The organism is Schaalia odontolytica (assembly GCF_024584435.1).
In the GTDB taxonomy this organism is placed as follows: domain Bacteria; phylum Actinomycetota; class Actinomycetes; order Actinomycetales; family Actinomycetaceae; genus Pauljensenia.
Genome location: NZ_CP102197.1, coordinates 2,066,063 through 2,088,261, shown reverse-complemented (window position 1 = coordinate 2,088,261; position 22,199 = coordinate 2,066,063). Strand labels below are relative to the sequence as shown.

Genomic DNA, 22,199 nt, shown 5'->3' with positions numbered 1-22,199 from the left:
CCCCGCTCACCCAGCGAGGGCGATGCCCGCCACGGCGGCCGCCCACGATGCCGCCCAGGTGCCGAACGCGAGCGCCAGGCTACGCCCCCGGAAGCCGTCCGCCCACAGGGTGACCGAGTCCACGACGGCGGTTGAGAACGTCGTGAAGCCGCCCAGGAACCCCGTTGACACGATCGGCATTATCTCGGCGGGCACCGCCTGGGTGGCCACCCCGGCGAGGAAGCAACCCAGGACGTTGACGACCAGTATTCCCAGGCGCCCTGCCGCCGGATCACCCCAGGCCGACAGGCCCCGCTGCGTCGCGCGGTCCAGCCAGAACCTCGCGCACGCCCCCGCGCCTCCCGCCAGGGCGACGGCCGCGTACACGGCGGCGTTCACGCTTGATCGCCCCCTGCCCTCCGTGCAGCTGCCGCGCGCCCGGTATCGCCCAGCCGTTGCCCAACCTCCGTGCCCGCCCACGCGCACGCCCCGCCCAGGACCAGCAGGCCCAGGGACTGTGCGACGGCCTCGGCGACTCCGTTGAGAGAGGCGTAGCCCACCGAGGCGATGATGTAGGTTCCGTAGGTGGTAAACGCCCCGGCGAAGCCCGTTCCGGCCAGGAGCCTGAGGCGGCGCAGCGACGACGGATCCCCCGCTCCGCTCGCGATCCTGCCCGCGACCCACGCGCCGAGCAGCCCCAGGCCAAACGCGCCCAGCGCGTTGACCGCCAGCGTCGACCACGGAAGAAAAAGGCCTCGCGCCGGGTACATGGCCGCGACCTGGTCCAACGCGGCGCGGGCGGCGCTACCCGCGACCCCGCCCGCTCCGACCACGACAGAGTCGGGTATCCGTGTGCGTCTCATGGCGCCACTGTACGCCCTGGGCGAGCGACTTCTGGGATGCGGGGCTCCTACACTGGCAGGCATGACGAATACCGGACGCTTCGCGCCCTCCCCGACGGGCGATTTTCACCTGGGCAATCTGCGTACCGCCATCCTGGCCTGGGCGTGGGCGCGCGTGAGCGGACGCCGCTTCGTCCTGCGCATCGAAGACATTGATCGGGCGCGCGCGGGTTCCGCCGACCGGCAGATAGCCGACCTGGAGGCCATCGGAATCGACTGGGACGGGGACCCGCTCGTGCAGACGACGCGGGCCGACGCTCACGAGGCCGCCCTGGAGGAGCTGGCCGCGCGCGGCCTGCTCTTCGAGTGCTACTGCTCCCGTCGCGACATCCGCGAGGCGGCCTCGGCGCCTCACGTACCGCCCGGCCACTACCCGGGGACATGCCTGTCCCTGAGCGAGGAGGAACGCCGCGCCCGGCGCGAGGCGTTGGCGGCCCTCGGTCGCGCACCCGCGCTGCGCCTGGCTGCCCCCTGCCCGACCTGGACCGTCACCGATGAGCTTTACGGCGACTACACGGGGCCGGTCGACCACTTCGTCGTTCGCCGCGCCGACGGGGTTCCCGCCTACAACCTGGCGGCCGTGGTGGACGACGCCTTCCAGGGCGTCGATCAGGTTGTGCGAGGCTGCGACCTGCTCTCCCAGGCGCCGGCTCAGGCACAGCTGGCCCACCTGCTGGGTGCCCCCGTGCCGACGTACGCACACGTTCCCCTCGCGCTCTCCCGCTCGGGTGCTCGCCTGGCCAAGCGTGACGGGGCGGTGACTCTGCGCGACCTGCGAGACCTGGGGTGGTCCGCCTCGGATGTCGTCGCCTTCATCGGCGAGTCTCTGGGCGTCTCGGGCGCCCGGCGCGCGAGTGACATCGCGCGGGCGCTGGGGATCGAGGGTCTGCGCGCCCTGCCCACCGACCCGTGGGTGGTGACTCCGCCCATCGGGCGGCAGGCCTGATCCGGGTGGAGCCGTGAGCGACCGGGGGGCGCGGTTGGCTCGGACGGAAGGCGCGGTTGGTGAAGCCCGCGAAACCCAGACCACCCTGGCTGCGGTGCGCCCGCGCCCGCTGAAACCCAGACCACCCCTGCTTCGCCAAAACTCCCCATCCCAGGCGCCATGAAACAGGCACGGGAGGCCCAGGTTTCACACACTCCCGCAACAACCCACACAGGGGAGGCCCAGGTTTCACACACGCCCACAACAACCCACACAGGGGCGGGCCAGGTTTCAACCCGCGCCCCCGCTGAAACCCAGACCACCCCCGCTGCAAGATACGCACCGCCTGAAGGGCAATTTCAGAAGACAGGGGCGCCTCCGGTTTCACACACGCCCACAACAACCCACACAGGGGCGGCCCAGGTTTCAACCCGCGCCCCCGCTGAAACCCAAACCACCCCCGCTTCGCCAAAACTCCCCATCTCAGGCGCCATGAAACAGGCACGGGCGGCCCGGGTTTCACGCACGCCCCCTGCTGAAACCCAGACCACCCCCGCTGCAGGGCACGCGCCGTTTGAGGGGTAATTTCGGAAGGCAGGGGCGCTTCCGGTTTCACCTACGTGGATGACTTCCGCGTCGCTCGCATCAACCAGCCCGCTTCGCCAGCCCGCCCACCGGCGCGGAATGTGACAGCGCACCGGCGTCGAACGCGGCAGGACCGAGCAGGCGGGGCACGACGGCAAGCGCCGGGCGGGCAATGGAAAAGCACCCCTGCAGGGGTGCTGTCCACAAATGCAGAACCCCCACCGGTGGATCGCACCGAGGGGGGCCGCTGCGCGCCCGAAGGGACTCGAACCCCCAACCTTCTGAACCGTAATCAGATGCTCTATCCATTGAGCTACGGGCGCAACGCCGTTTGGCTGGGTACAAGCTTACACGCTCTGCGACGAGACACAAAATCAAACGGCGTGACGTGAACCACTTAGAAGGGGTGCGTCTCGCTCTCGACCAGGACCGAGAAGCATATACGGAGATCCTCCGCGCACCCGGCAGCGCACCCTTATCCTTGCTGCATTCCTGCCCTGGGGAGGTTCGGATGATACCGTCACGCGGAGGACCGAAACCCAGCATACACGCTTCCCGCTCTCACGCGCAGCGGCCAGGCCTCTCAGCCGCCCGCGGGCAACGCCAGCACGTCGGTCCCCACCATGTGGGACGCTCCACTCGGCTACAGCCACCCGCAGGCAACGCCGCCGCATCCGTTACACGCGTCTACCCATCGACCAGCTCTCTCCCACCCACCGAACGACATCTACCCTGAGAGCATGAGCACTCTCACCATCCCCGGCGTCGGCTCGCTGGAGCCACGTCCAGCACTGGACCACCCGGAACTCCTCGCTCCCCCTGTCGCACAGGCGCTATCCGCCCTCACCGAGCGGGGGGTCGCAACCGTTTCGTCCGCCCTGGTTGCCGCCATCGATCCCAGCCTTGCGGACACAGAGGAGATGACGAAGGCGTTCGGCATGGAGTTGTCACTCTCGTCAAACTGCATCCTGGTCGCAGGCAAGCGTTCTGGAGAGGAGAGGATCGCCGCGTGCGTCGTGCGCGCGACGACCAACGCCGACGTCAACCACGTCGTCAAGAAGCTTCTGGACGTTCGCAAGGCAAGCTTCTGGCCACAGCAGCGCGCGGTCGAGGCCTCGGGCATGGAGTACGGCGGCATCACCCCGGTCGGGGTGCCCGCCTCGTGGAGGCTCCTCATCGACTCCGCGTGCGCCTCCGGTTGGAACTGCATCGGCTCCGGCCTACGCCGCTCCAAGCTCTTCGTGACGGGCGAGGTCCTGGCGTCTCTTCCGGGCGCGGAGATCATCGAGGGCCTCGGGGTCTAGGCCGCGAACGAGGCACGGATCGCGCCAGCTCGCCACGAGACCGAGCCGACTTTTCCCTGCAAACACAAAGAAAACCCCGGAACCTCAAGAGGTCCCGGGGTGACGTGGCGGAGGATGGGGGATTCGAACCCCCGAGGGCTTGCACCCAACACGCTTTCCAAGCGTGCGCCATAGGCCACTAGGCGAATCCTCCGTGCACACTGTGCCCGTCAATCATAAGCGACGACGCATCCCGCGCGCCAATCCAACCCAATGGGGCAGGTCACAGGCCGAGGGCGTAGATGATCCCCACGACGGCGACGAGTATCCCATCAAAGATCAGGGCCGCGACCGCCTCGTGGGTGCCAATCCGATCCGGAAGGTCCTGGGCGCGCACGAGGCCGATGATCGCCAGGACAACGCTGACCGGGATGGGAATGAGGAACACGCCGGCGACGGCGAGCCACAGCGCCACCTTCGCGATCGGATTGGTGATCGGATCGGGAGAGTTGTAGCGACCCCCGGAGAAGATGGCACCCACGTCGACGTATTCGGTTCCCGGAAAGAAGGCACTCTCGGCGGCGGCCGGGGCGGAGGGAGCAACGGGCGCGTACCCGAAGCGGTCACGGGCTACGCCGGAGTATGGGTCGCCCGGATCCACGAAGCCGGAGGTGGCGGGATAGGCCGCCGGGCCGCCCGACGGGGCGCCGCCGGGCGCGGGGGCGAGGTTTGGCGCGGGCACACTCATGCCCCAACTATCCCACAGCGAAAGGGGCATCCACCACACTTTGTACGTAAGTGCGTTTTTCGCGTGGCGAAGACGCCGCTCCCTCGCCCGGACGCGCTACCCTGGTGTTCCGACCGGTACGGCCAATCACGCCCATCAACTGATCGGATTTTGACGCTTATGAGCGAAACGAAGACCTCGCTGTTCCGTTGGAAACTTCACGGCAACGGCACATCCATTAATCCCGGCGACGTCGTCCTACCCGGCGAGAGGCTCTCGTGGCCGCGCACCATCGGCATTGGCGCCCAGCACGTGGTCGCGATGTGTGGCGCGACCTTCCTCGTTCCGTTGTTGACAGGTTTCCCCCCGTCAACAACGCTTTTTTTCACCGCGATCGGCACCCTGCTGTTCTTCCTGATCACGGCCGGCCGCCTGCCCTCGTACCTGGGTTCCTCGTTCGCGCTCATCGCGCCGATCACCGCGGTGTCGGCCACTCTGGGATCCTCCTACGCGCTCGGCGGCATCATCGCCACGGGCGCAACGCTGACGCTCGTCGGCCTGATCGTCCACTTCGCGGGCGTGCGCTGGATTGACGCGGCGATGCCTCCGGTCGTGACCGGCGCAATCGTCGCGCTTATCGGCCTGAACCTGGCTCCCGCCGCGTGGGATTGGGTGAAGGAGGGGCCGATCACTGCCGTCGTGACGATCGTGTCGATCTGCCTGGTGACGGTGCTCTTCAAGGGCATTCTCGGCCGCCTCTCGATCCTCATCGGCGTTCTGATCGGCTACGTGGCCGCGATCATCCAGGGTGAGGTCAACTTCTCCGGCGTCGGCAAGGCCGCCTGGTTTGGTTTCCCCGAGTTCCACGCCCCCGCCTTCTCCCTCTCGACCCTCGGCCTGTTCCTGCCGGTCGTGTTCGTTCTGGTCGCCGAGAACGTCGGCCACGTGAAGTCCGTGTCCGCCATGACGGGCGAGAACCTGGACGACGTCACCGGCCGCGCGCTCATGGCGGACGGCCTATCCACGATGCTGGCCGGCAGCGGCGGCGGCTCGGGCACGACGACCTACGCCGAGAACATCGGCGTCATGGCGGCGACCCGCGTCTACTCGACGGCTGCCTACGTGATCGCGGCGTGCGTCGCGTTCGCCCTGTCGATGCTGCCAAAGTTCGGTGCCCTCATCGAGGCGATCCCCCACGCCGCCCTCGGCGGCGCGGGCACGGTCCTGTACGGCATGATCGGCATGCTGGGTGTTCGCATCTGGGTGCAGAACCGCGTCGACTTCTCTAACCCGGTGAACCTGAACACCGCCGCGGTCTCCCTGATCGTCGCGATCGCGAACTTCACGTGGGTCATCGGCGACATGACCTTCGGCGGCATCGCGCTGGGCACCGCGGCGGCGCTGCTCATCTATCACGGCATGCGCCTGATCTCGAAGCTGCGCGGCACGAACCTGGAGGCGGCGTCGCCCGCGTCCGCGCCGTCGGGTTCGGAGCTCGAGGGCGAGGCGTACTCGACGCGCCACCGCGCTCCGGCGACGCAGGCCGACGCCTGATCCGACGCATTCACTGACGAGGCCGGGGCCCGGCCACTCGCTCGCCGCTGTGAGGGGTGGGTCAGGTCCCGGCCTCGTTTCAGACGCCGCACCAATCACCACGCGTAACACCACAAACAGACTCCTAGATTGCTAACCTAGTCCTAGTACACGCAGAGAGGAGGCAGATCCATGAACGTCGCAAACATGGCAGCCACGCTCTTCACCCCTTCGACGCTCAAATCACTCCTATCTGATGGCGCAACAGACGCACAAGAAAGCCTGATCGAAGCACTGCAAATCGAACTGCGCTTATCTCCCAGCTGTCCCCTTTCGGAAACAATCAACAAGACCTACAGCATCTTGCGACGAGAAGGTAACAGAACTGATTACGTCTACAGAAATGCGATCATTGACAAGGTTGTCGTCGGCAAACATTCGATAAACACAGCCACACCAATCCAGGAGTTCCGCGTCGGATCGTCACTCGCAGACCTCGTGGTGCTCAACGGGACTTCCACAGTCTACGAAATCAAGTCAGAACGAGACACACTCAGACGATTAGCATCTCAGGTAGAGAACTACTCAAAGGTCTTCGAACAAACATATGTTGTAGCCTCCACAACGCGACTCCTAAGCCTCGAGCGCGACCTACCCAAGCACCTCGGCATTATAACGCTATCGCGCGACTACACTCTCCAGACAGTGCGAGAAGCAACCACTAACTGGGAGTTGATAGACCCAGTCGCAATTTCTCGCACAATGACAATCCCAGAAGCATTTGCAGCCCTCAAAAGTCTAGGAATTCCCATCCCAAATGTTCCAAATATGCTCATACGACACGCAATCGATGATATATTTAAAGAACTTGGGAGTCAAAGCTGTTCACACGCCTTCGTTTCAACCTTGAAAAGCAGCCGTAAGCCTGGCCTTACGCAAGCCGATATCACTCAAGTTCCTAGACCACTCAGATCATTTGTTCTGTCACATTTGCGAAAAACAGGGCAAGTTACGACACTACTAGAACAGCTTAAGACAACACCCATTCAGAGCAAGGAAGGTCTGTGACATCATGTACTTCCCCTACTTTCGAGGAAAACAGTTCGAACTAATCCTCCTCCGAGAGCAAGCTGAATTTCTTGCAGCCAACCATCAGGTGCCAATTATCGCACCGGTACGTTCTAACACAAAACAGTTAGAAAAGTGTATCAACTCCTTAAACGAGAAAATAGCGCGACATATAGTAATCATGAACCCTTCGGCTGGAGATCATGCGAATGACTATTCAGCTATTCACAGTCTTCTTCGGTCAATTCCGGCGAATTCATTTACCATTACTGGGATCAAATTGACATATGACCTCACGAAAGAGCAGATTCGTGATCTTCTCGACGCTCTTCCAACAGAGTCCTTCGCCCTGATTCATGCGGGATATCAAAATCACGCGTGGCTGGTAGCGGAACTTAGCTCGAGGCAACTTACACCGACATTTAACATATTTCTCGCGAATCCCGGACACCTCTACAAAAATGCTTTTGCGAATAACAGTGTTGTAATTAGAGACGGCTTCCAACTCATGAGAAATCGTGACTATCCACCCGAAGAGTTTTTCTCCGATCTTCACATAACATACAGCAGAGACAGATTCGGTCACTTTGGCGATTACCTTACGATTGGTGAACAGTACAAAGAAGGTGGGGGACCAGCCTACGCCGTTGCCATCCATCTAACATATCTCAACATAAACGACGAGAATACGATTTGGATCAAACACTATATTTCCGATTCCAATTTTGACATATCGGACGTTGCTAATAAAGCAAAAGAGGCACTTACTAAGCTCGAGAACGACTATCAAGCACAGAATTTTCAGATCCCCAACACACCGGCTTTACTCGAGCTGCTCGATTATAGGGCGCGCAATCACTTTCCCGGTCTTGGCATGCTCAAAAAGCTATCTATGTGGCATCATCTCCACGTTGTCGCGTCAGCGTGCTCAAGCATATCTGCGGCCCCAGCTGTCAATGGATGAGTTTCAGATTTCAGCTTTAACTTGCGATGTCAACACACCTCTGTTCTACATGCCTAGGCATGCCGTTGCAACATGCTGAGCACATGCTTGTGGACTTGTTTTCTAAGAGCCCATCACGTACGCATTGTCCATACTCAAAAGGCGGGGAAGGTATTTTTTTTGATAGTGAGATTTCTTCAAATATTGCAGAAAGTTTACTCGATTGCTACCGAGTAGACTCTTCTGGCAAGGTTCTTCACGCCTGTCTTAAGGAGGATTTTCGTTTATTTCCCAATATTTCAGATCCTAATACGCATAGGGAAATCGTTAGCTCACTTTTTGGGTCTGACTCACAGGGAAGTTATCAACTAAAAGAGGAGTTCAATTTTTGGCGGATGATTGACGATTTCCACGATGAACTCAAAACATCGCACCGATTCTTCTTCGATAAGCACGGAACATCTTCATTCATTTTCGGCGCACTAGATTTATTGATTCAGAGCGCCAAGCCATCAAGCTCATATTTTCAGCCAGATACCGAAACAAATTACTTATACCGCGCTCGACTTGGTTCAGAGCTTAACGAAGATGGCTCTCATTCACCATACGAAATTAAGGATATGGGGGCTGCCCCAATCCAGTTATGCAAAGGCGGTCGGATTAACCCCCCGGGAATTTCTTTTCTCTACTTGGCCAGCAGTGAACGCACCGCGGCACTGGAAATCAGAGCTACACCGGCAGACTTCTTCACCGTCGCAGACGTTGCGCTTCGAAACGATCCTTTGCTACTTGATTTGAGAAAGACATCAGTCTCAGCCTTATTTGGATTTGAGTACTTTCCACATTCGGAGTGTATAGCCAATCACCTTCAAAAGGTTGCCGTTTATACGTATCTTAGCAAGATCCTAGCGCAGCCTGTCGCTTCCGACGACCCATTGGGTTACATTCATACACAAATTTTCTGCGAATACTTCAAAGTCAAGCATGTTCATGGATTAATTTATGACAGTACGCTATGTTCCGATGGGTTTAACGTATGCATTTTTGAACCGACCGAGTTTTCAGAACTCATTGGCTCACCTCGTTTATTTCGCGTCTCGGCACTCAGCGCAGAGGTTCAATCACTCGACGTTTGATCTGACGCATTTGCTGACGAGGCCGGGGCCCGGCCACTCGCTCGCCGCTGTGAGGGGTGGGTCAGGTCCCGGCCTCGCTTGTCTCCATACTTCCGCACGTAAGTCCCCTGGTGCGCGACAGCTCACATCGACGCAATGCGTGTAGTTTCAACGTTTGTAGGCGCACCTACAAGGTGACCGCACGAGTGTTACGCGGGACTTTTCAGAGGAGGGCGGCGGCCAGGAGGGCTGCGATCATTCCGAGGATCAGCACAGGGTTATCTTTCGCAAACAGTCGACTGAATGCACTCCAACCTACTCTCGATAGGCGCAGATCAACACGGACACTGCGGCACGATCGTCAAAGACTGAACGAGTTTTGCCTCACAGGCGCCGCAAGGCGACGGGAAACCCCGCGCAATCAGTCATCCTCATTTTCGCCGCCGCGCAGTTCATCGAGCATGCCTGCCGTGATGATGCCCGAGGGCAGGGCGACGACCGCGACGCCCATGAGCGAGGAGATCATGGCGATGGCACGCCCGACATCGGTCGAGGGATACAGGTCGCCGTAGCCGACCGTCGTGAGGGAGACGACCGCCCAGTACACCGCGTCGAAGAACGTGTGAAAGGTGTCCGGCTCGACGTTGAAGACGACGAGGGCGCTCACGAGGATGTAGGCGATGGCGAAACAGAGGACGGCGAGCAGGGCCTGCCGCTGCTTTTCGAAAACGGCGGAGATGGCAGAGGCGCTCCTGGAGTAGCGAATGAGCTTAAATGCCCGCGCCGCCCGGAACAGGCGGAGCACTCGCAGCGTACGGAACGCGTCGTTGAGGGCGAGGAAAACGGGCAATATCGACAGGAGGTCGATGATGGCCATGGGCGTGAAGGGGTAGATGACGAAGGACAGTGCCCCCTTGCCCAGCTTGAGGTCGGCCGTCACCCATCGGGCGAGGTAATCGAGGATGAACACGACGACGCACGCATACTCGACCGCCTCGAGCGCGGCATTGCTGTCCTTGAAGCACAGGGGAACGAGGCTGGCCACGATGAGCACGGTCATCACGCGACCGCACCACATCGCCTCCCCCTCCTCGCCGTTCACCAGGGAGTAGAGACGTTCACGCACGCGCGTCACCCCTCCTCAATGCGCACTCGCTGCCCCGGGGCGCGCACGCGCGCGGAGGCATCAAGGAGGACAGAGGCGTGGAGGGCCGCCGCCAGGAGGGCCGTGATCGTTCCAACAGTGAGCACAACAGCTCCTCTCGATGGTCTTGACATGCGTGCTCCTGACACTACTCCCGAACACTCGGGACGACACGAGCAGCGACGCACCGTTGTCAAGAAGCCCAGCGAGGGACACCTCACATCCCCTTCACATGGAAACTATTGTCGTGTGACACTATCCGCATGGCAACGTCAGCATCCTCGCTCTTTACGGCCCTGATCCGCGCGGAAGTACGCGCCTGGAACTCGGTCGAGACTGCCCTGAGCCGGGCGGGAAACCCACTGACCCTGGGCAGGTTTCTCGTTCTACGCACGGTCAGAGACACCCCCGCGTGCCGGATTCAAGAGGTGGCCTCCAGCCAGGGAATCACGCTGGGCGCCGCGTCGCGCCTCGTGGACCGCCTGCACCGCGACGGCCTGCTCACCCGCACCCGGTGCACGCACGACCGGCGAGCGACGATCCTGACGGTCACCGACGTGGGCCTGGCCCACCTCGAGGCGGCCGCGCAGATCGTCGAGGCCGCGCAGAAGACCGCCTTCTCCGCGCTCTCCGCACCCCAGCGAGAACAGCTGGCACACATGCTGCCCAGCGTCGGCCAGTCGGGGGACCCCGTGTGGCGTTACGCCTCGGCCAGCGAGGGGGTTCACGCATGATCCGCTTCGACCACGTCTCCAAAACCTACCCGGGCGGCACGCGCGCCGTCGAGGACTTTTCCCTCACCGTCGAACGCGGCTCGACGACCGTCTTTCTGGGCACCTCCGGCTGCGGCAAGACGACGCTCATGCGGATGGTCAACGCGATGGTCACCCCGACCTCGGGAACCGTCTTCGTGCGCGGCCGCGACGTCGCCGGCGAGAATCCCGTGCACCTGCGCCGCTCTATCGGCTATGTCCTGCAGGAGGGAGGCCTCTTCCCACACCGCACGGTCGCCGACAACGTGGCGACCGTGCCCCGCCTGGAGGGCACACCCGCGCGCGAGGCCCGCGAGCGCGCCCGCGAGCTCCTGGACCTCGTCGGACTGGAGCCGGACCTGGCGAGGCGCTACCCCGCCCAGCTCTCGGGCGGCCAGCGCCAGCGCGTGGGCGTGGCCAGGGCGCTCGCCAACCGAGCTGACATACTGCTGATGGATGAGCCTTTCGGGGCGCTGGATCCGCTGGTCCGAGCCGGCCTTCAGCGCGAGCTGAAGGAGATCCAGGCGGCGCTGGGGGCGACGATCCTCTTCGTCACCCACGACGTGGACGAGGCCTTCACCCTGGGCGACCAGGTGGCCGTCCTTTCGCGCGGCGGGCGCATCGAACAGGTGGGGGCACCCTCGGACCTCCTCTCGTCCCCCGCCTCGGAGTTCGTCGCGGACTTCGTCGGGGCTTCCCGCGCTGCCAGGCCCGTTCGCCTGGCGGGTTCGGGTTCTCTCCTGGTCGACGAGGAGGGAACCCCCGTGGGGACGCTGACGCCCGGCTCCGGGGGCGAGGGGACGGCGTCGTGACCTGGCTGAGTTCCAACTGGGGCCTCATCGGCGAGCTCGCGGCCACGCACCTGTGGATCGCCCTGCCAGCCGTCGCCCTGTCCGTCCTCATCTCGGTACCCATCGCGCGCTGGGCGGCGTTCTCGCGCCGAGGCGGCTGGGCGCTCTCCGCCCTGTCTGCGCTCTACGCGATTCCGTCGCTGCCGCTCCTGGTGGTCGTCCCCGTTCTCATCGGAACAGCCATGCGCTCCCCCGTGAACATGATCGTGGTGCTAACCCTCTACGGGGTCGCCGTCCTCGTGCGCCAGGCGTCGGAGGGGTTCCGGGCAATCCCGCGCGCGACCCTGAGGGCGGCGAGCGCATGCGGCTACTCGGCCCTTCGGCGCTTCGCCGAGGTTGAGCTCCCGCTGGCGACACCGGTGATCGCGGCCGGAACGCGCGTCGTGGCAACGTCGACCGTCTCACTGGTCACGGTGGGCGCATTCATTGGGGTGCGGTCGCTCGGTACCCTCTTCACGGACGGGTTTCAGCGGGGAATCGTCACCGAGGTCGTGGCCGGTCTGGCCGCGACGGTTCTCCTGGCGCTCGCCGTCGACGCGGCGATCGCAGGCATCGGCTGGCTTCTCACCCCGTGGGTAGGAAGGGGCCGAGCATGACCATCCTGATGACCGCGCTCGCGTGGCTGGCGACCCCGTCGAATTGGTGGGGTCCCGCGGGCATCGGCGCGCGCACGCTGGAGCACCTGGGCCTGACCGCCCTCGTCGTGGCGCTCGCGGCACTAGTCGCGATCCCCGCAGGCACGTGGATCGGACACACGGGACAAGGACGGTGGCTGGTGAGCGCAGCGGGCGGTGCGCGAGCGGTTCCCACCCTGGGCGTACTGACCCTCGTCGGCCTGTGGCTGGGGATCGGGCTGGCCGCTCCCACGCTCGCCCTCCTGGTCCTGGCGATTCCTCCCCTACTGTCGGCCACCTACTCGGGCATCGCCTCGACGCCACGCGCAACCGTGGATGCGGCCCGCGCGATCGGATTGACCGAGGCGCAGGTCCTCACGCGTGTCGAGGCCCCTCACGCGGCCGGACTCGTGGCAGCCGGTGTGCGCTCGGCGACCCTGCAGGTCATCGCGACGGCCACCCTCGCCGCCTACACGGCCGACTACGGGCTCGGGCGCTTCCTCTACGCGGGCCTCAAGACTCGCGACTACGCGCAGATGATCGGCGGCGCGATCGTCGTGGTTGCGCTCGCTCTGGCGGTCGACGCGGCGCTGGCGACCCTGACCCGCGCGCTGCGGGCGCGCACCCATTCTCTCCCCGAATCGGGGGAACACTCACCAAAGGAGTCCCAATGAAACGCTCAATGATGACGATGGCCGCCGTCGGCGCCGCCGCACTGGCGTTAGCCGCCTGCGGCTCGTCCAACACGCTGGAGGGAGGGAGCCGGGACTCGACCACGATCGTGGTGGGGTCGCAGGACTACTACTCGAACGAGATCCTGGCCGAGGTCTACGCCCAGGCGCTCGAGGGCGCCGGATTCTCGGTCGAACGCCAGCTGCGGATCGGCCAGCGCGAGGTCTACATGCCCGAGCTGTCGGCCGGATCGATCGACGTGTTCCCCGAGTACACGGGCAACCTGCTGCAGTACCTGCAGCCCGACGCGCAGGCGAGGACCTCCGAGGACGTGTACCGAGACCTGTCCGCCGCGCTCCCCTCCGGGCTGCGCGCCCTGGATCAGGCCGCGGCCACCGACCAGGATTCCTACGTGGTGACCACCGCCTTCGCCTCCGAGCACTCCGTGGCCTCGATCGGCGACCTCGCGAGCGTCACTCCCCTGGTCCTGGGCGGCAACTCGGAGCTGCAGACGCGCCCCTACGGCCCGACCGGGCTCCAGCAGACCTACGGGGTGACGGTCTCCTTCACCCCGATTGAGGATTCCGGCGGCCCCCTGACCGTGAAGGCCCTGACCGACGGAACGATCCAGCTGGCCAACATCTATTCCTCGGATCCTTCGCTCGCGAACGGGGACCTGACGGTCCTGGCCGATCCGGCCGGGCTGTTCCTCTCCTCACACGTCGTCCCTCTGGCGTCCTCGCGAGTGAGCGCCGAGGCCGCTTCCGTGCTGAACTCCGTGAGCGCGGCATTGGACGCGTCGGATCTCATCGAGATGAACAGGGCCTCGACCCAGGAGCAGAAGTCCGCCTCGCAGATCGCTCGGGATTGGCTGACTTCGGAGGGATTCGCGTCCTGACGACGCCTGGACGCCTCGGCGGGTGCGCGCAGGGCCGCTGGCCTCGCCCGCGCCCGCCGGCGGCTTCGCCGCGTCTCGAGGCGGACACACAAGCCACCCACTTTGTGTGACACACACCATCATTTGACCTACATTTTACATTTGTAACCAAAATGTAATGCGCACATGATGGACATCCTTGGAGTCTTTCATGCGCACCGGGTTAGGCTCGGACCATAGCTGAGGGCGTCGCCCCCAGATCAACCATCGACCAGAAGGAAGAATCCATGAACCTGAAGAAGGCATGGCTCGTCATCCCCGCGGCCGCCGCACTCGCCCTGACCGCCTGTGGTGGCACCGGCACGTCAACCGGCTCCGGCGACAAGATCGTCACCCTCAACGGCTCCGAGCCCCAGAACCCGCTGCTGCCCGGCATGACCAACGAGAACGGCGGCGGCAAGATCCTCACCGCTGTCTTCAGCGAGCTCGTGCGCTACGAGAACGACGGCAAGGCTGTCCTCGACGTCGCCGAGTCCATTGAGCCCAACAGCGATGCCACCGAGTGGACAATCAAGCTCCACAATGACCGCAAGTTCTCCGACGGCTCTCCCGTTAAGGCCCACAACTTCACCAAGGCCTGGAACCTGGTCACCTCCGCCAACCAGCCGCAGGCGACGTTCTTCGACTTCTTCGAGGGCACCGACGACGAGGGCAACGGTGAGATCACCGGCCTGACCGAGGTCGACGACTACACCTTCACCGCCAAGCTGAAGAACCCCACCTCGGACTTCATCTCCCGCCTCGGATACACCGCCTACGCCCCGCTTCCCGACTCCACGCTGAGCGACCCGGAGGCCGGCGGCCAGCTGCCCGTCGGCAACGGCCCCTACAAGCTCGCCTCGGCCGACGCGTGGGAGCACAACGTCAAGATCTCCCTGATTCCCAACGAGAACTACGTCGGCGACGAGAAGCCCCAGAACGAAGGCGTGACCTTCATCTTCTACTCCAGCCTCGACGCCGCTACCAGGACCTCTCCTCCGACTCCGTGGACGTCCTTGACGCCGTCCCGGCATCCGTGTTCGCCACCTACGAGTCCGAACTCTCGGGCCGCACGGTGAACCAGCCCTACGCCGGCTCGCAGTACTTCACGATCCCGCAGTACCTGGATCACTTCAGCGGCGAGGAAGGCCGCCTGCGCCGCCAGGCCATCTCCATGGCCGTGGACCGCGAGACCATCACGAAGACCATCTTCAACGGCACCCGCACCCCCGCCAAGGACTTCACCGCCCCGACGCTGGCCGGCTACGACGCGAACATCTCAGGCAACGACGTCCTGACCTACAACCCCGACAAGGCCAAGGAGCTGTGGGCACAGGCTGACGCCATCTCCCCCTGGGACGGCACCTTCACCATCGCCTACAACGCCGATGGCGGGCACAAGGAATGGGTGGACGCCGCGGCCAACTCCATCAAGAACACGCTGGGTATTGCGGCCGAAGGCAACCCCTTCGCCGACTTCAAGTCCCTCCTCAACGCCGAAGACTCCGACTCCATGACCGGCGCCTTCCGCAACGGCTGGATGGGTGACTACCCTGCCCTGTACAACTTCCTGCAGCCGCAGTTCATCACGGGCGGCTCCTCCAACAAGGGTCACTACTCCAACCCGGAGTTCGACTCCCTGCTGACCCAGGCGTCCTCCGCGACCTCCTCCGACGAGGCGAACAAGATCCTCCAACAGGCCCAGACCATCCTGCTCCAGGACATGCCCGTCGTCCCGCTGTGGTACACCAACGCCAACGGCGCATGGTCCACGAAGGTCAGCAACGTGAACTTCGACTGGAAGGGACAGCCCGTCGCCTACCAGATCACCAAGAAGTGAGTTGTTAGACTCTCACCTCTCGTCGGGGGGCGGGCGGCACGAGCCGCCCGCCCCCCCGCACATTCCAGGCGTTCATCGGCGTCAGCAAGGACCTCCATCAGGCGGTTCTCCCGCAGAACGTGCCTCCGCACCAAACGGTGGCCATCGGTTCGACAGACAAATCGAGACGCTCGCGCGCCATTTGCCCAATCTTTACCCTATGATGAACTCATAGTCCGCCTCCCGCTGGAGGCGCCCCACGGGATCGGGACCCCCCATCCCCAGACACGAACACTAAAGGATTGTCCATGCTCCGCTACATCGGACGGCGACTCCTCCAGACCATCCCGGTCTTCTTCGGAGCCACCTTTCTGATCTTCGCGATGGTCTACCTGATGCCAGGTGACCCCGTCGCCGCACTCGGCGGCGACCGCGGCCTCTCCGAGGCCGCCGCCGCGCAGATCCGCGCCCAGTACAACCTGGACAAGCCCTTCTGGATGCAGTATCTGCTGTACCTCAAGGGAGTCTTCACCCTCGACTTCGGCACCGCGTTCAACGGTCAGAAGGTCACGTCCATCATGGCCAACGCCTTCCCCACGACCGCGAAGCTGGCCATCTACGCCCTCGCCATCGAGACCATCCTTGGCATCGCCCTGGGCGTCATCGCGGGCATGCGCCGAGGAAAGTGGTTCGACTCGACGATCCTCGTCGTCTCCCTGCTCCTCATCTCGGTCCCCACCTTCGTTCTGGGCTTCGTCCTCCAGTACGTCCTGGGCGTCCAGCTGGCCCTCCTGCCCACCACCGCCTCGCAGGTGGTCGACATACGGAGCCTCACGATGCCCGCCATGGTGCTCGGCGGCGTTTCGCTGGCCTACGTCATCCGACTCACCCGCCAGTCCGTGTCGGAGAACGTCTCGGCCGACTACGTGCGAACCGCGCGCGCCAAGGGCCTATCCGGCGGCGTCGTGATGACGCGCCACATTCTTCGTAACTCCCTCATCCCCGTTGCCACCTTCATCGGCGGCGACCTTGGCGCCCTCATGGGCGGCGCCATCATCACCGAGGGCATCTTCAACATCCACGGCGTCGGCGGCACCCTGTGGAGCGCCATCATCAAGGGCGAACCCCAGACCGTCGTGTCGGTGACAACAGTGCTCGTGCTGGTCTACATCATCGCGAACCTGATCGTCGACCTCCTGTACGCCGTGCTCGACCCGAGGATCCGCTATGAGTGACCAGATTCCTTCCGCTAACATCGCCCGGACCCGCGCGGGGCAGGACCACTACGTCTCCGACATCGACGAGACGGGTCTCGGCGCGGTCGACGCCGTCGCCGACGAGGGCGCCCCCTCGTCCGTGTGGGGTGAGGCGTGGAAGCGCCTGCGCCGCCGCCCGATCTTCTGGATCGCAGCATTCATCATCACCTGCGCGGCCCTCCTGGCGATATTCCCGTGGCTCTTCACCTCCACCGACCCGAAGTTCTGCGAGCTGTCCTCCTCCCTGGCGGGCCCCACCTCCGGCCACCCCTTCGGCTTCGACAAGCAGGGCTGCGACATCTACGCGCGCGTCGTCTACGGTGCACGCGCCTCCGTCTCGGTCGGCATCCTCACCACGATCGCCGTCTCCCTCATCGGCGGAACCATCGGAGCCCTCGCCGGATACTTCGGAGGATGGTTCGACGCCCTCCTCTCGCGCATCACCGACGTCTTCTTCGCGATCCCGCTGCTGCTGGCCGCCATCGTCTTCATGCAGATGTTCAAGGGTTCGCGCTCCATCGCCATGGTTGTCGTCGTCCTGTCGATGTTCGGGTGGACGTCCATCGCCCGCATCACTCGCGGCTCGGTCCTGTCCGCCAAGAACGAGGAGTTTGTGACCGCCGCACGCGCAACCGGTGCGTCGCGGGCACGCATCCTCATGACCCACATCATCCCGAACTCGATGGCGCCGATCATCGTGTACGCGACCGTGGCGCTGGGTACCTTCATCGTCTCCGAGGCCTCCCTGTCCTTCATGGGCATCGGCCTGCCGCCGTCGGTGGTCTCCTGGGGCGCCGACATCTCCGCCGCCCAGACAGCCCTGCGCACCAACCCGATGGTCCTGTTCTACCCGGCCTCGGCCCTGGCCCTGACCGTTCTCAGCTTCATCATGATGGGTGACGCCGTGCGCGAAGCCCTCGACCCGAAGGCACGCAAGTGAGCGAAACCAACACCCCCCAGCTCTCCGACACTCAGATGGAAGAGGTCGTCGAGCGGGCCGTCGCCCCCAGCGCGGCCCCGGCCGCGACCGACATCCACCCTGAGGACGCCCAGCCCCTCCTCAAGATCACGGACCTGGAGGTCACCTTCACCTCCTCCACGGGGATCGTCCCCGCCGTGCGCGGCGCGAACCTGACCATCTACCCCGGTCAGACCGTCGCCATCGTCGGCGAGTCCGGCTCCGGCAAGTCCACGACTGCCGCCGCGGTCATCGGCCTGCTCCCTGGAACGGGTAAGGTCGCGGGCGGCACCATCGAGTTCGACGGCCGTGACATCACCCACCTGACCAACAGGCAGTGGGTGGAGCTGCGCGGCTCCGGCATCGGCCTGGTCCCCCAGGACCCGATGAGCAACCTCAACCCCGTGCTCCGCGTGGGCACGCAGGTGAAGGAAGCCCTCAGGGCCAACAACGTCGTGTCGCACTCTGAGGTGGGAGCGCGCGTCACCCAGCTCCTGGAGGAGGCCGGGCTGCCCGACGCGGAGCGCCGCGCCAAGCAGTTCCCGCACGAGTTCTCCGGCGGCATGCGCCAGCGCGCCCTCATCGCCATCGGCATGGCCGCGCACCCCAAGCTGCTGATCGCCGACGAACCCACCTCCGCCCTGGACGTCACCGTTCAGCGCCGCATCCTGGACCACCTCGGCAAGCTCACGAGCGAGATGGGCACCGCCGTTCTGTTCATCACGCACGACCTCGGCCTGGCAGCCGAGCGCGCCGAGCAGCTGGTCGTCATGCACCGCGGACGCATCGTGGAATCCGGCCCCGCCCTGGAGATCCTCCAGCACCCGCGCCACCCCTACACGAAGCGCCTCGTGGCCGCCGCGCCGTCCCTGGCCTCGGCCCGCATCGAGTCCGCACACAAGCGCGGCATCCAGGTCACCGAGGAGGAGCTCACGGGAGCCGGAAAGGGCGCGACCTCCAAGGAGGCCATCATCCGGGCCGAGCACCTCACCAAGGAGTTCGACATCCGTGGCGCCAAGAAGGGCAACGACACCTTCCTCGCCGTCGACGACGTTTCCTTCGAGCTGCGTCGCGGCACGACCCTCGCGGTCGTCGGCGAGTCCGGCTCGGGCAAGTCCACGGCGGCCAACATGGTGCTGCACCTGCTGACCCCCACGAAGGGCACCGTGTACTTCGACGGGCAGGACACCTCGACGATGAGCGAGGCGGAGCTCTTCCGACTGCGCAGGCGCCTCCAGGCGGTCTTCCAGAACCCCTACGGCTCCCTGGACCCCATGTTCTCGATCTACCGCCTGATCGAGGAACCCCTGAAGATCCACGGATACGGGACCCTGGACTACGCGCGCGCCGAGATCAAGCGCGCCGAGGCCACGGGACGCGAGCCCGAAGAATGGATGAGCGTCCTGGTTGAGGCAGCCGACGCCAAGCGTTCCCTGAGCGCCGCCGAGAAGCGCGAGTTCAATCCCAAGAAGCTGAGCATCGCGCGCGCCTCGGAGCTCCTCGACATGGTGGCGCTGCCGCGCAGCGCCATGCGCCGCTACCCCAACGAGCTCTCGGGCGGTCAGCGTCAGCGCGTGGCCGTCGCCCGTGCCCTCGCGCTCAACCCGGAGGTCATCGTCTTGGACGAGGCCGTCTCCGCGCTGGATGTGCTGGTCCAGAACCAGATTCTCTACCTGCTCAACGACCTGCAGGCTCAGCTGGGACTGTCCTACCTGTTCATCACGCACGATCTGGCGGTCGTCCGCCAGATCGCCGACGACGTGATCGTCATGGAGAAGGGCAAGCTCGTCGAGGCCAACACGACGGATGAGCTCTTCAACAACCCCGTTCAGGACTACACGCGGGAGCTGATCGAGGCCGTCCCCGGTCGCGGCATTCAGCTCAACCTGTGAGCCACTGACGCGGAAGGGGTCCGAGGCGCTGAGGCGCTTCGGACCCCACGCTGTTTGTTGTGTCTTTGTTCCGGGCTTTGCTTGTGGCCCCGCTGGGCCAGGCTGCGCCGTGGGCGGCGGCCCGCCCGCGAGCCATCCGCGCAGCGAGCTTCGCTCGGCGCGTCGCCTCGAAACCCGGCCAGGCCCCGCCACCGCCCACGGGCACCGCAGCCAGGCCCTCTTGTGCCCTCCGGTCCCTCCACACCAGTGGGGCCGGGTCGCTGTTTGGAGCCTTACTCCTGGCCCCGCCCACGGGCACCGCAGCCAGGCCCTCTTGTGCCCTCCGGTCCCTCCACACCAGTGGGGCCGGGTCGCTGTTTGGAGCCTTACTCCTGGCCCCGCCCACGGGCACCGCAGCCAGGCCCTCTTGGCCTTCCGGTCCCTCCACACCAGTGGGGCCTGATGTGCTGATGGGTGGTTGCAGTGATGACGGGATGTTCGGCTGTGCGTTGTTACAAACGTCTTCAGTCCAAGGCGTTTTTTGTGTGGATTCCTGTGTGGTTGTTACAAACGTCGTCAATCCAACGGCTTATTCGCTGAGAATACAGGTATTTTTGGCGCAGATTGACGACGTTTGTAACAGGAGTCCGCACAAGGCGATTGAAATCGCGCTGGTTTGACGACGTTTGTCACGCATAGCTGCCGATCGGGGCAGCAATGGGGGTATTGCACTACATGAAGCCCTCTGGGGGTGTGTCACCGGCGTGTCGGACGCTCATGTAGTGCAGTTTCCCCCCGAGCGACGGCGACGCTGCCGCACGTCGCGCGCGCCTGGGACGCTCATGTAGTGCAATTCCCCCCCCCGAGCGGCGGCAGTGCGGCCACGACGTGAGGCGATGTGCTCGCCAGAGTGCAGACCACCTCGGCAAAAACCGGTGAAAACGGGGTGTTGTTGGCGAGGTGGTCTGCGTTTTGGGCACATTGGTGTCTGGCACGGTGTGCATGCTTTTAGGTGGGCCCTGATGTGTCCCAGGTATTGTGGAGAGTGTCTTAGGCCTGATTGGAGGTTTGGGATGTCTGGCCAGCGTAAGTATTCGATGGAGTTGCGTGAGCGTGCGACGCGCATGTCGTCGGGTTAACGTGCGGGTGAGAGGGCCCACGTGCATGTCATCGGGCCCAGGTGCGCATCAAAGGGCCCAGGCCGCCACCTATCGGGCCAACGTGCGCAGTGACGGGCACGCGGACAGCCACAGCGACAGCCACCAACCGAAGCAATTTCGCATGCAATTCCCCTGTTAACCTTTCACACATTGAAGTCACATCGTTGCAATTCCAACGTTTTCGGACACCATAGAGAACTAGCTCGTGGGAATTGCATGCGCGAGCGAGCCTACCCGGACAACAGACCACCCCACACGCACCCCTGACATTTGTCACCCACCCCCCTGCCTCAAAGGGCACTTCTGCGCGCGCGAGGCGGGGGGCACACTGATGTCATGAACACGACAACACCCGCCGTACAGGCCCACTCGCTCCACCAGTCATTCGGCACGGTCGACGCCCTCCGCGACGTCAGCCTCACCCTCGCCCCCGGCGAGATCGTCGCCCTCCTGGGTGTCAACGGCGCGGGCAAGAGCACGCTCCTGGATATCATCCTCGGCCTGGCCAAGCCCGTCTCCGGACACGTCAGCGTCTACGGCATGAGCCCGCGAGAGGCCGTGCGTCGCTCCCTCGTGGGTGCGATGCTCCAGTCGGGCTCCCTACCGCGCAGAGGAAGCGTTCGATCCACCATCGACCTGGTCGCCTCGATGCACGCACGCCCCGTTACGACCGACGAGCTCCTGGAGCGGACCGGCCTCGCCCCGCTGGCCGCGCGCAGCCTCTCCAAGCTCTCCGGCGGCGAAGTGCAACGGGTGCGCCTCGCCCTCGCTTTGGCCGGCAACCCGGACTTCATCATCCTCGACGAGCCCACCGCCGGCATGGATGCCCTAGCCCGCCGCAAGTTCTGGGACACGATGCGCGAAGAGACCGCCTCCGGGCGCACGCTCCTCTTCGCCACCCACTACCTGACCGAGGCGCGCAAGGAAGCCGACCGCATCATCATCATCGACGAGGGGCACATCGTCCTGGACGCCCCCACCGAGGAGGTCGTCGCCCAAGGCGAGGACCTCGAGGACGTCTTCGAACGCATCGCGTCGCACTCCGAGACCGAGTGACGCCGCGACTGCCCCCACCCCGCTCACCTCAACGCGTCCCACCGCGCGAGGCACCCCCGGACGAGGCCAC

The 22,199-nt window shown here is 64.2% G+C and carries 19 protein-coding genes, 2 tRNA genes, 1 other RNA gene and 1 pseudogene; 16 read left to right on the top strand and 7 right to left on the bottom strand.

The window, feature by feature from the left end:
* Nucleotides 1-6: 6 nt before the first annotated feature.
* A complete protein-coding gene (locus NQK35_RS09325; protein ID WP_009212638.1) occupies nucleotides 7-378 on the bottom strand; it encodes a fluoride efflux transporter FluC in 372 nt (123 codons plus the stop codon).
* Nucleotides 375-842: a CrcB family protein gene (locus NQK35_RS09320; RefSeq protein ID WP_257113992.1), complete on the bottom strand. Its 468-nt coding sequence runs from the start codon at nucleotides 840-842 to the stop codon at nucleotides 375-377. The genes NQK35_RS09325 and NQK35_RS09320 overlap by 4 nt, the downstream gene beginning before the upstream one ends.
* A gap of 61 nt (nucleotides 843-903) precedes the next feature.
* Between NQK35_RS09320 and gluQRS the strand changes: the two genes are divergently transcribed.
* Nucleotides 904-1,827: a tRNA glutamyl-Q(34) synthetase GluQRS gene (gluQRS, locus tag NQK35_RS09315; protein WP_257113991.1), complete on the top strand. Its 924-nt coding sequence runs from the start codon at nucleotides 904-906 to the stop codon at nucleotides 1,825-1,827.
* Between the two features lie 814 nt (nucleotides 1,828-2,641).
* Here gluQRS and NQK35_RS09310 read toward each other — a convergent pair.
* Nucleotides 2,642-2,714, bottom strand: a tRNA-Arg gene (locus tag NQK35_RS09310).
* Between the two features lie 118 nt (nucleotides 2,715-2,832).
* Nucleotides 2,833-2,928, bottom strand: an RNA gene (gene ffs / locus NQK35_RS09305) — signal recognition particle sRNA small type.
* A gap of 203 nt (nucleotides 2,929-3,131) precedes the next feature.
* Here ffs and NQK35_RS09300 point away from each other — a divergent pair.
* Nucleotides 3,132-3,695, top strand: coding sequence for a YbaK/EbsC family protein (locus NQK35_RS09300; RefSeq protein ID WP_257113990.1), 564 nt, complete (start codon nucleotides 3,132-3,134; stop codon nucleotides 3,693-3,695).
* Nucleotides 3,696-3,800: 105 nt separating this feature from the next.
* On the opposite strand, the gene NQK35_RS09295 is transcribed toward NQK35_RS09300, so the two are convergent.
* Both NQK35_RS09295 and NQK35_RS09290 read right to left on the bottom strand, forming a co-directional pair.
* Nucleotides 3,801-3,888: transfer RNA gene (locus NQK35_RS09295), tRNA-Ser, on the bottom strand.
* Between the two features lie 69 nt (nucleotides 3,889-3,957).
* Entirely contained in the window at nucleotides 3,958-4,422 is a 465-nt protein-coding gene (locus NQK35_RS09290) for a hypothetical protein (RefSeq protein WP_257113989.1), read from the bottom strand.
* 159 nt (nucleotides 4,423-4,581) lie between these two features.
* Here NQK35_RS09290 and NQK35_RS09285 point away from each other — a divergent pair, with 159 nt between their 5' ends.
* From NQK35_RS09285 to NQK35_RS09270, 4 genes are all read left to right on the top strand, one after another.
* On the top strand, nucleotides 4,582-5,955 hold the full coding sequence (locus NQK35_RS09285; protein ID WP_257113988.1) for a uracil-xanthine permease family protein: 1,374 nt from the start codon (nucleotides 4,582-4,584) through the stop codon (nucleotides 5,953-5,955).
* A 171-nt stretch (nucleotides 5,956-6,126) separates the two neighbouring features.
* Complete coding sequence (locus NQK35_RS09280) at nucleotides 6,127-7,002, top strand: sce7726 family protein (RefSeq protein ID WP_257113987.1); 876 nt, start codon at nucleotides 6,127-6,129, stop codon at nucleotides 7,000-7,002.
* 4 nt (nucleotides 7,003-7,006) lie between these two features.
* Nucleotides 7,007-7,966 carry a sce7725 family protein gene (locus tag NQK35_RS09275; RefSeq protein ID WP_257113986.1) on the top strand — a complete coding sequence of 320 codons (960 nt, stop codon included), beginning with the start codon at nucleotides 7,007-7,009 and terminating at the stop codon, nucleotides 7,964-7,966.
* 83 nt (nucleotides 7,967-8,049) lie between these two features.
* Nucleotides 8,050-9,081 carry an RES family NAD+ phosphorylase gene (locus tag NQK35_RS09270; protein ID WP_257113985.1) on the top strand — a complete coding sequence of 344 codons (1,032 nt, stop codon included), beginning with the start codon at nucleotides 8,050-8,052 and terminating at the stop codon, nucleotides 9,079-9,081.
* 400 nt (nucleotides 9,082-9,481) lie between these two features.
* On the opposite strand, the gene NQK35_RS09265 is transcribed toward NQK35_RS09270, so the two are convergent.
* Nucleotides 9,482-10,186, bottom strand: a complete 705-nt coding sequence (locus tag NQK35_RS09265) for an ion transporter (protein ID WP_257113984.1) — start codon at nucleotides 10,184-10,186, stop codon at nucleotides 9,482-9,484.
* 281 nt (nucleotides 10,187-10,467) lie between these two features.
* Here NQK35_RS09265 and NQK35_RS09260 point away from each other — a divergent pair, with 281 nt between their 5' ends.
* From NQK35_RS09260 to NQK35_RS09215, 10 genes and pseudogenes are all read left to right on the top strand, one after another.
* Nucleotides 10,468-10,938 carry a MarR family winged helix-turn-helix transcriptional regulator gene (locus NQK35_RS09260; protein ID WP_257113983.1) on the top strand — a complete coding sequence of 157 codons (471 nt, stop codon included), beginning with the start codon at nucleotides 10,468-10,470 and terminating at the stop codon, nucleotides 10,936-10,938.
* Nucleotides 10,935-11,768, top strand: coding sequence for an ABC transporter ATP-binding protein (locus tag NQK35_RS09255; protein WP_257113982.1), 834 nt, complete (start codon nucleotides 10,935-10,937; stop codon nucleotides 11,766-11,768). Before NQK35_RS09260 ends, NQK35_RS09255 begins: the two co-directional genes overlap by 4 nt.
* On the top strand, nucleotides 11,765-12,403 hold the full coding sequence (locus tag NQK35_RS09250; RefSeq protein WP_257113981.1) for an ABC transporter permease: 639 nt from the start codon (nucleotides 11,765-11,767) through the stop codon (nucleotides 12,401-12,403). The genes NQK35_RS09255 and NQK35_RS09250 overlap by 4 nt, the downstream gene beginning before the upstream one ends.
* The gene (locus tag NQK35_RS09245; RefSeq protein WP_257113980.1) at nucleotides 12,400-13,095 is read left to right on the top strand and encodes an ABC transporter permease; all 696 of its coding nucleotides are present in this window, start codon (nucleotides 12,400-12,402) and stop codon (nucleotides 13,093-13,095) included. Before NQK35_RS09250 ends, NQK35_RS09245 begins: the two co-directional genes overlap by 4 nt.
* Complete coding sequence (locus NQK35_RS09240; protein WP_257113979.1) at nucleotides 13,092-13,991, top strand: ABC transporter substrate-binding protein; 900 nt, start codon at nucleotides 13,092-13,094, stop codon at nucleotides 13,989-13,991. Before NQK35_RS09245 ends, NQK35_RS09240 begins: the two co-directional genes overlap by 4 nt.
* Before the next feature lie 266 nt (nucleotides 13,992-14,257).
* Nucleotides 14,258-15,849, top strand: a pseudogene (locus NQK35_RS09235) (peptide ABC transporter substrate-binding protein).
* A 287-nt stretch (nucleotides 15,850-16,136) separates the two neighbouring features.
* On the top strand, nucleotides 16,137-17,063 hold the full coding sequence (locus tag NQK35_RS09230) for an ABC transporter permease (protein WP_048728631.1): 927 nt from the start codon (nucleotides 16,137-16,139) through the stop codon (nucleotides 17,061-17,063).
* Nucleotides 17,056-18,024 carry an ABC transporter permease gene (locus tag NQK35_RS09225; protein WP_009212657.1) on the top strand — a complete coding sequence of 323 codons (969 nt, stop codon included), beginning with the start codon at nucleotides 17,056-17,058 and terminating at the stop codon, nucleotides 18,022-18,024. The genes NQK35_RS09230 and NQK35_RS09225 overlap by 8 nt, the downstream gene beginning before the upstream one ends.
* A complete protein-coding gene (locus NQK35_RS09220) occupies nucleotides 18,021-19,934 on the top strand; it encodes a dipeptide ABC transporter ATP-binding protein (RefSeq protein WP_257113978.1) in 1,914 nt (637 codons plus the stop codon). The genes NQK35_RS09225 and NQK35_RS09220 overlap by 4 nt, the downstream gene beginning before the upstream one ends.
* 1,475 nt (nucleotides 19,935-21,409) lie before the next feature.
* Nucleotides 21,410-22,129 carry an ABC transporter ATP-binding protein gene (locus NQK35_RS09215; protein WP_257113977.1) on the top strand — a complete coding sequence of 240 codons (720 nt, stop codon included), beginning with the start codon at nucleotides 21,410-21,412 and terminating at the stop codon, nucleotides 22,127-22,129.
* The last annotated feature ends 70 nt before the right edge of the window (nucleotides 22,130-22,199 follow it).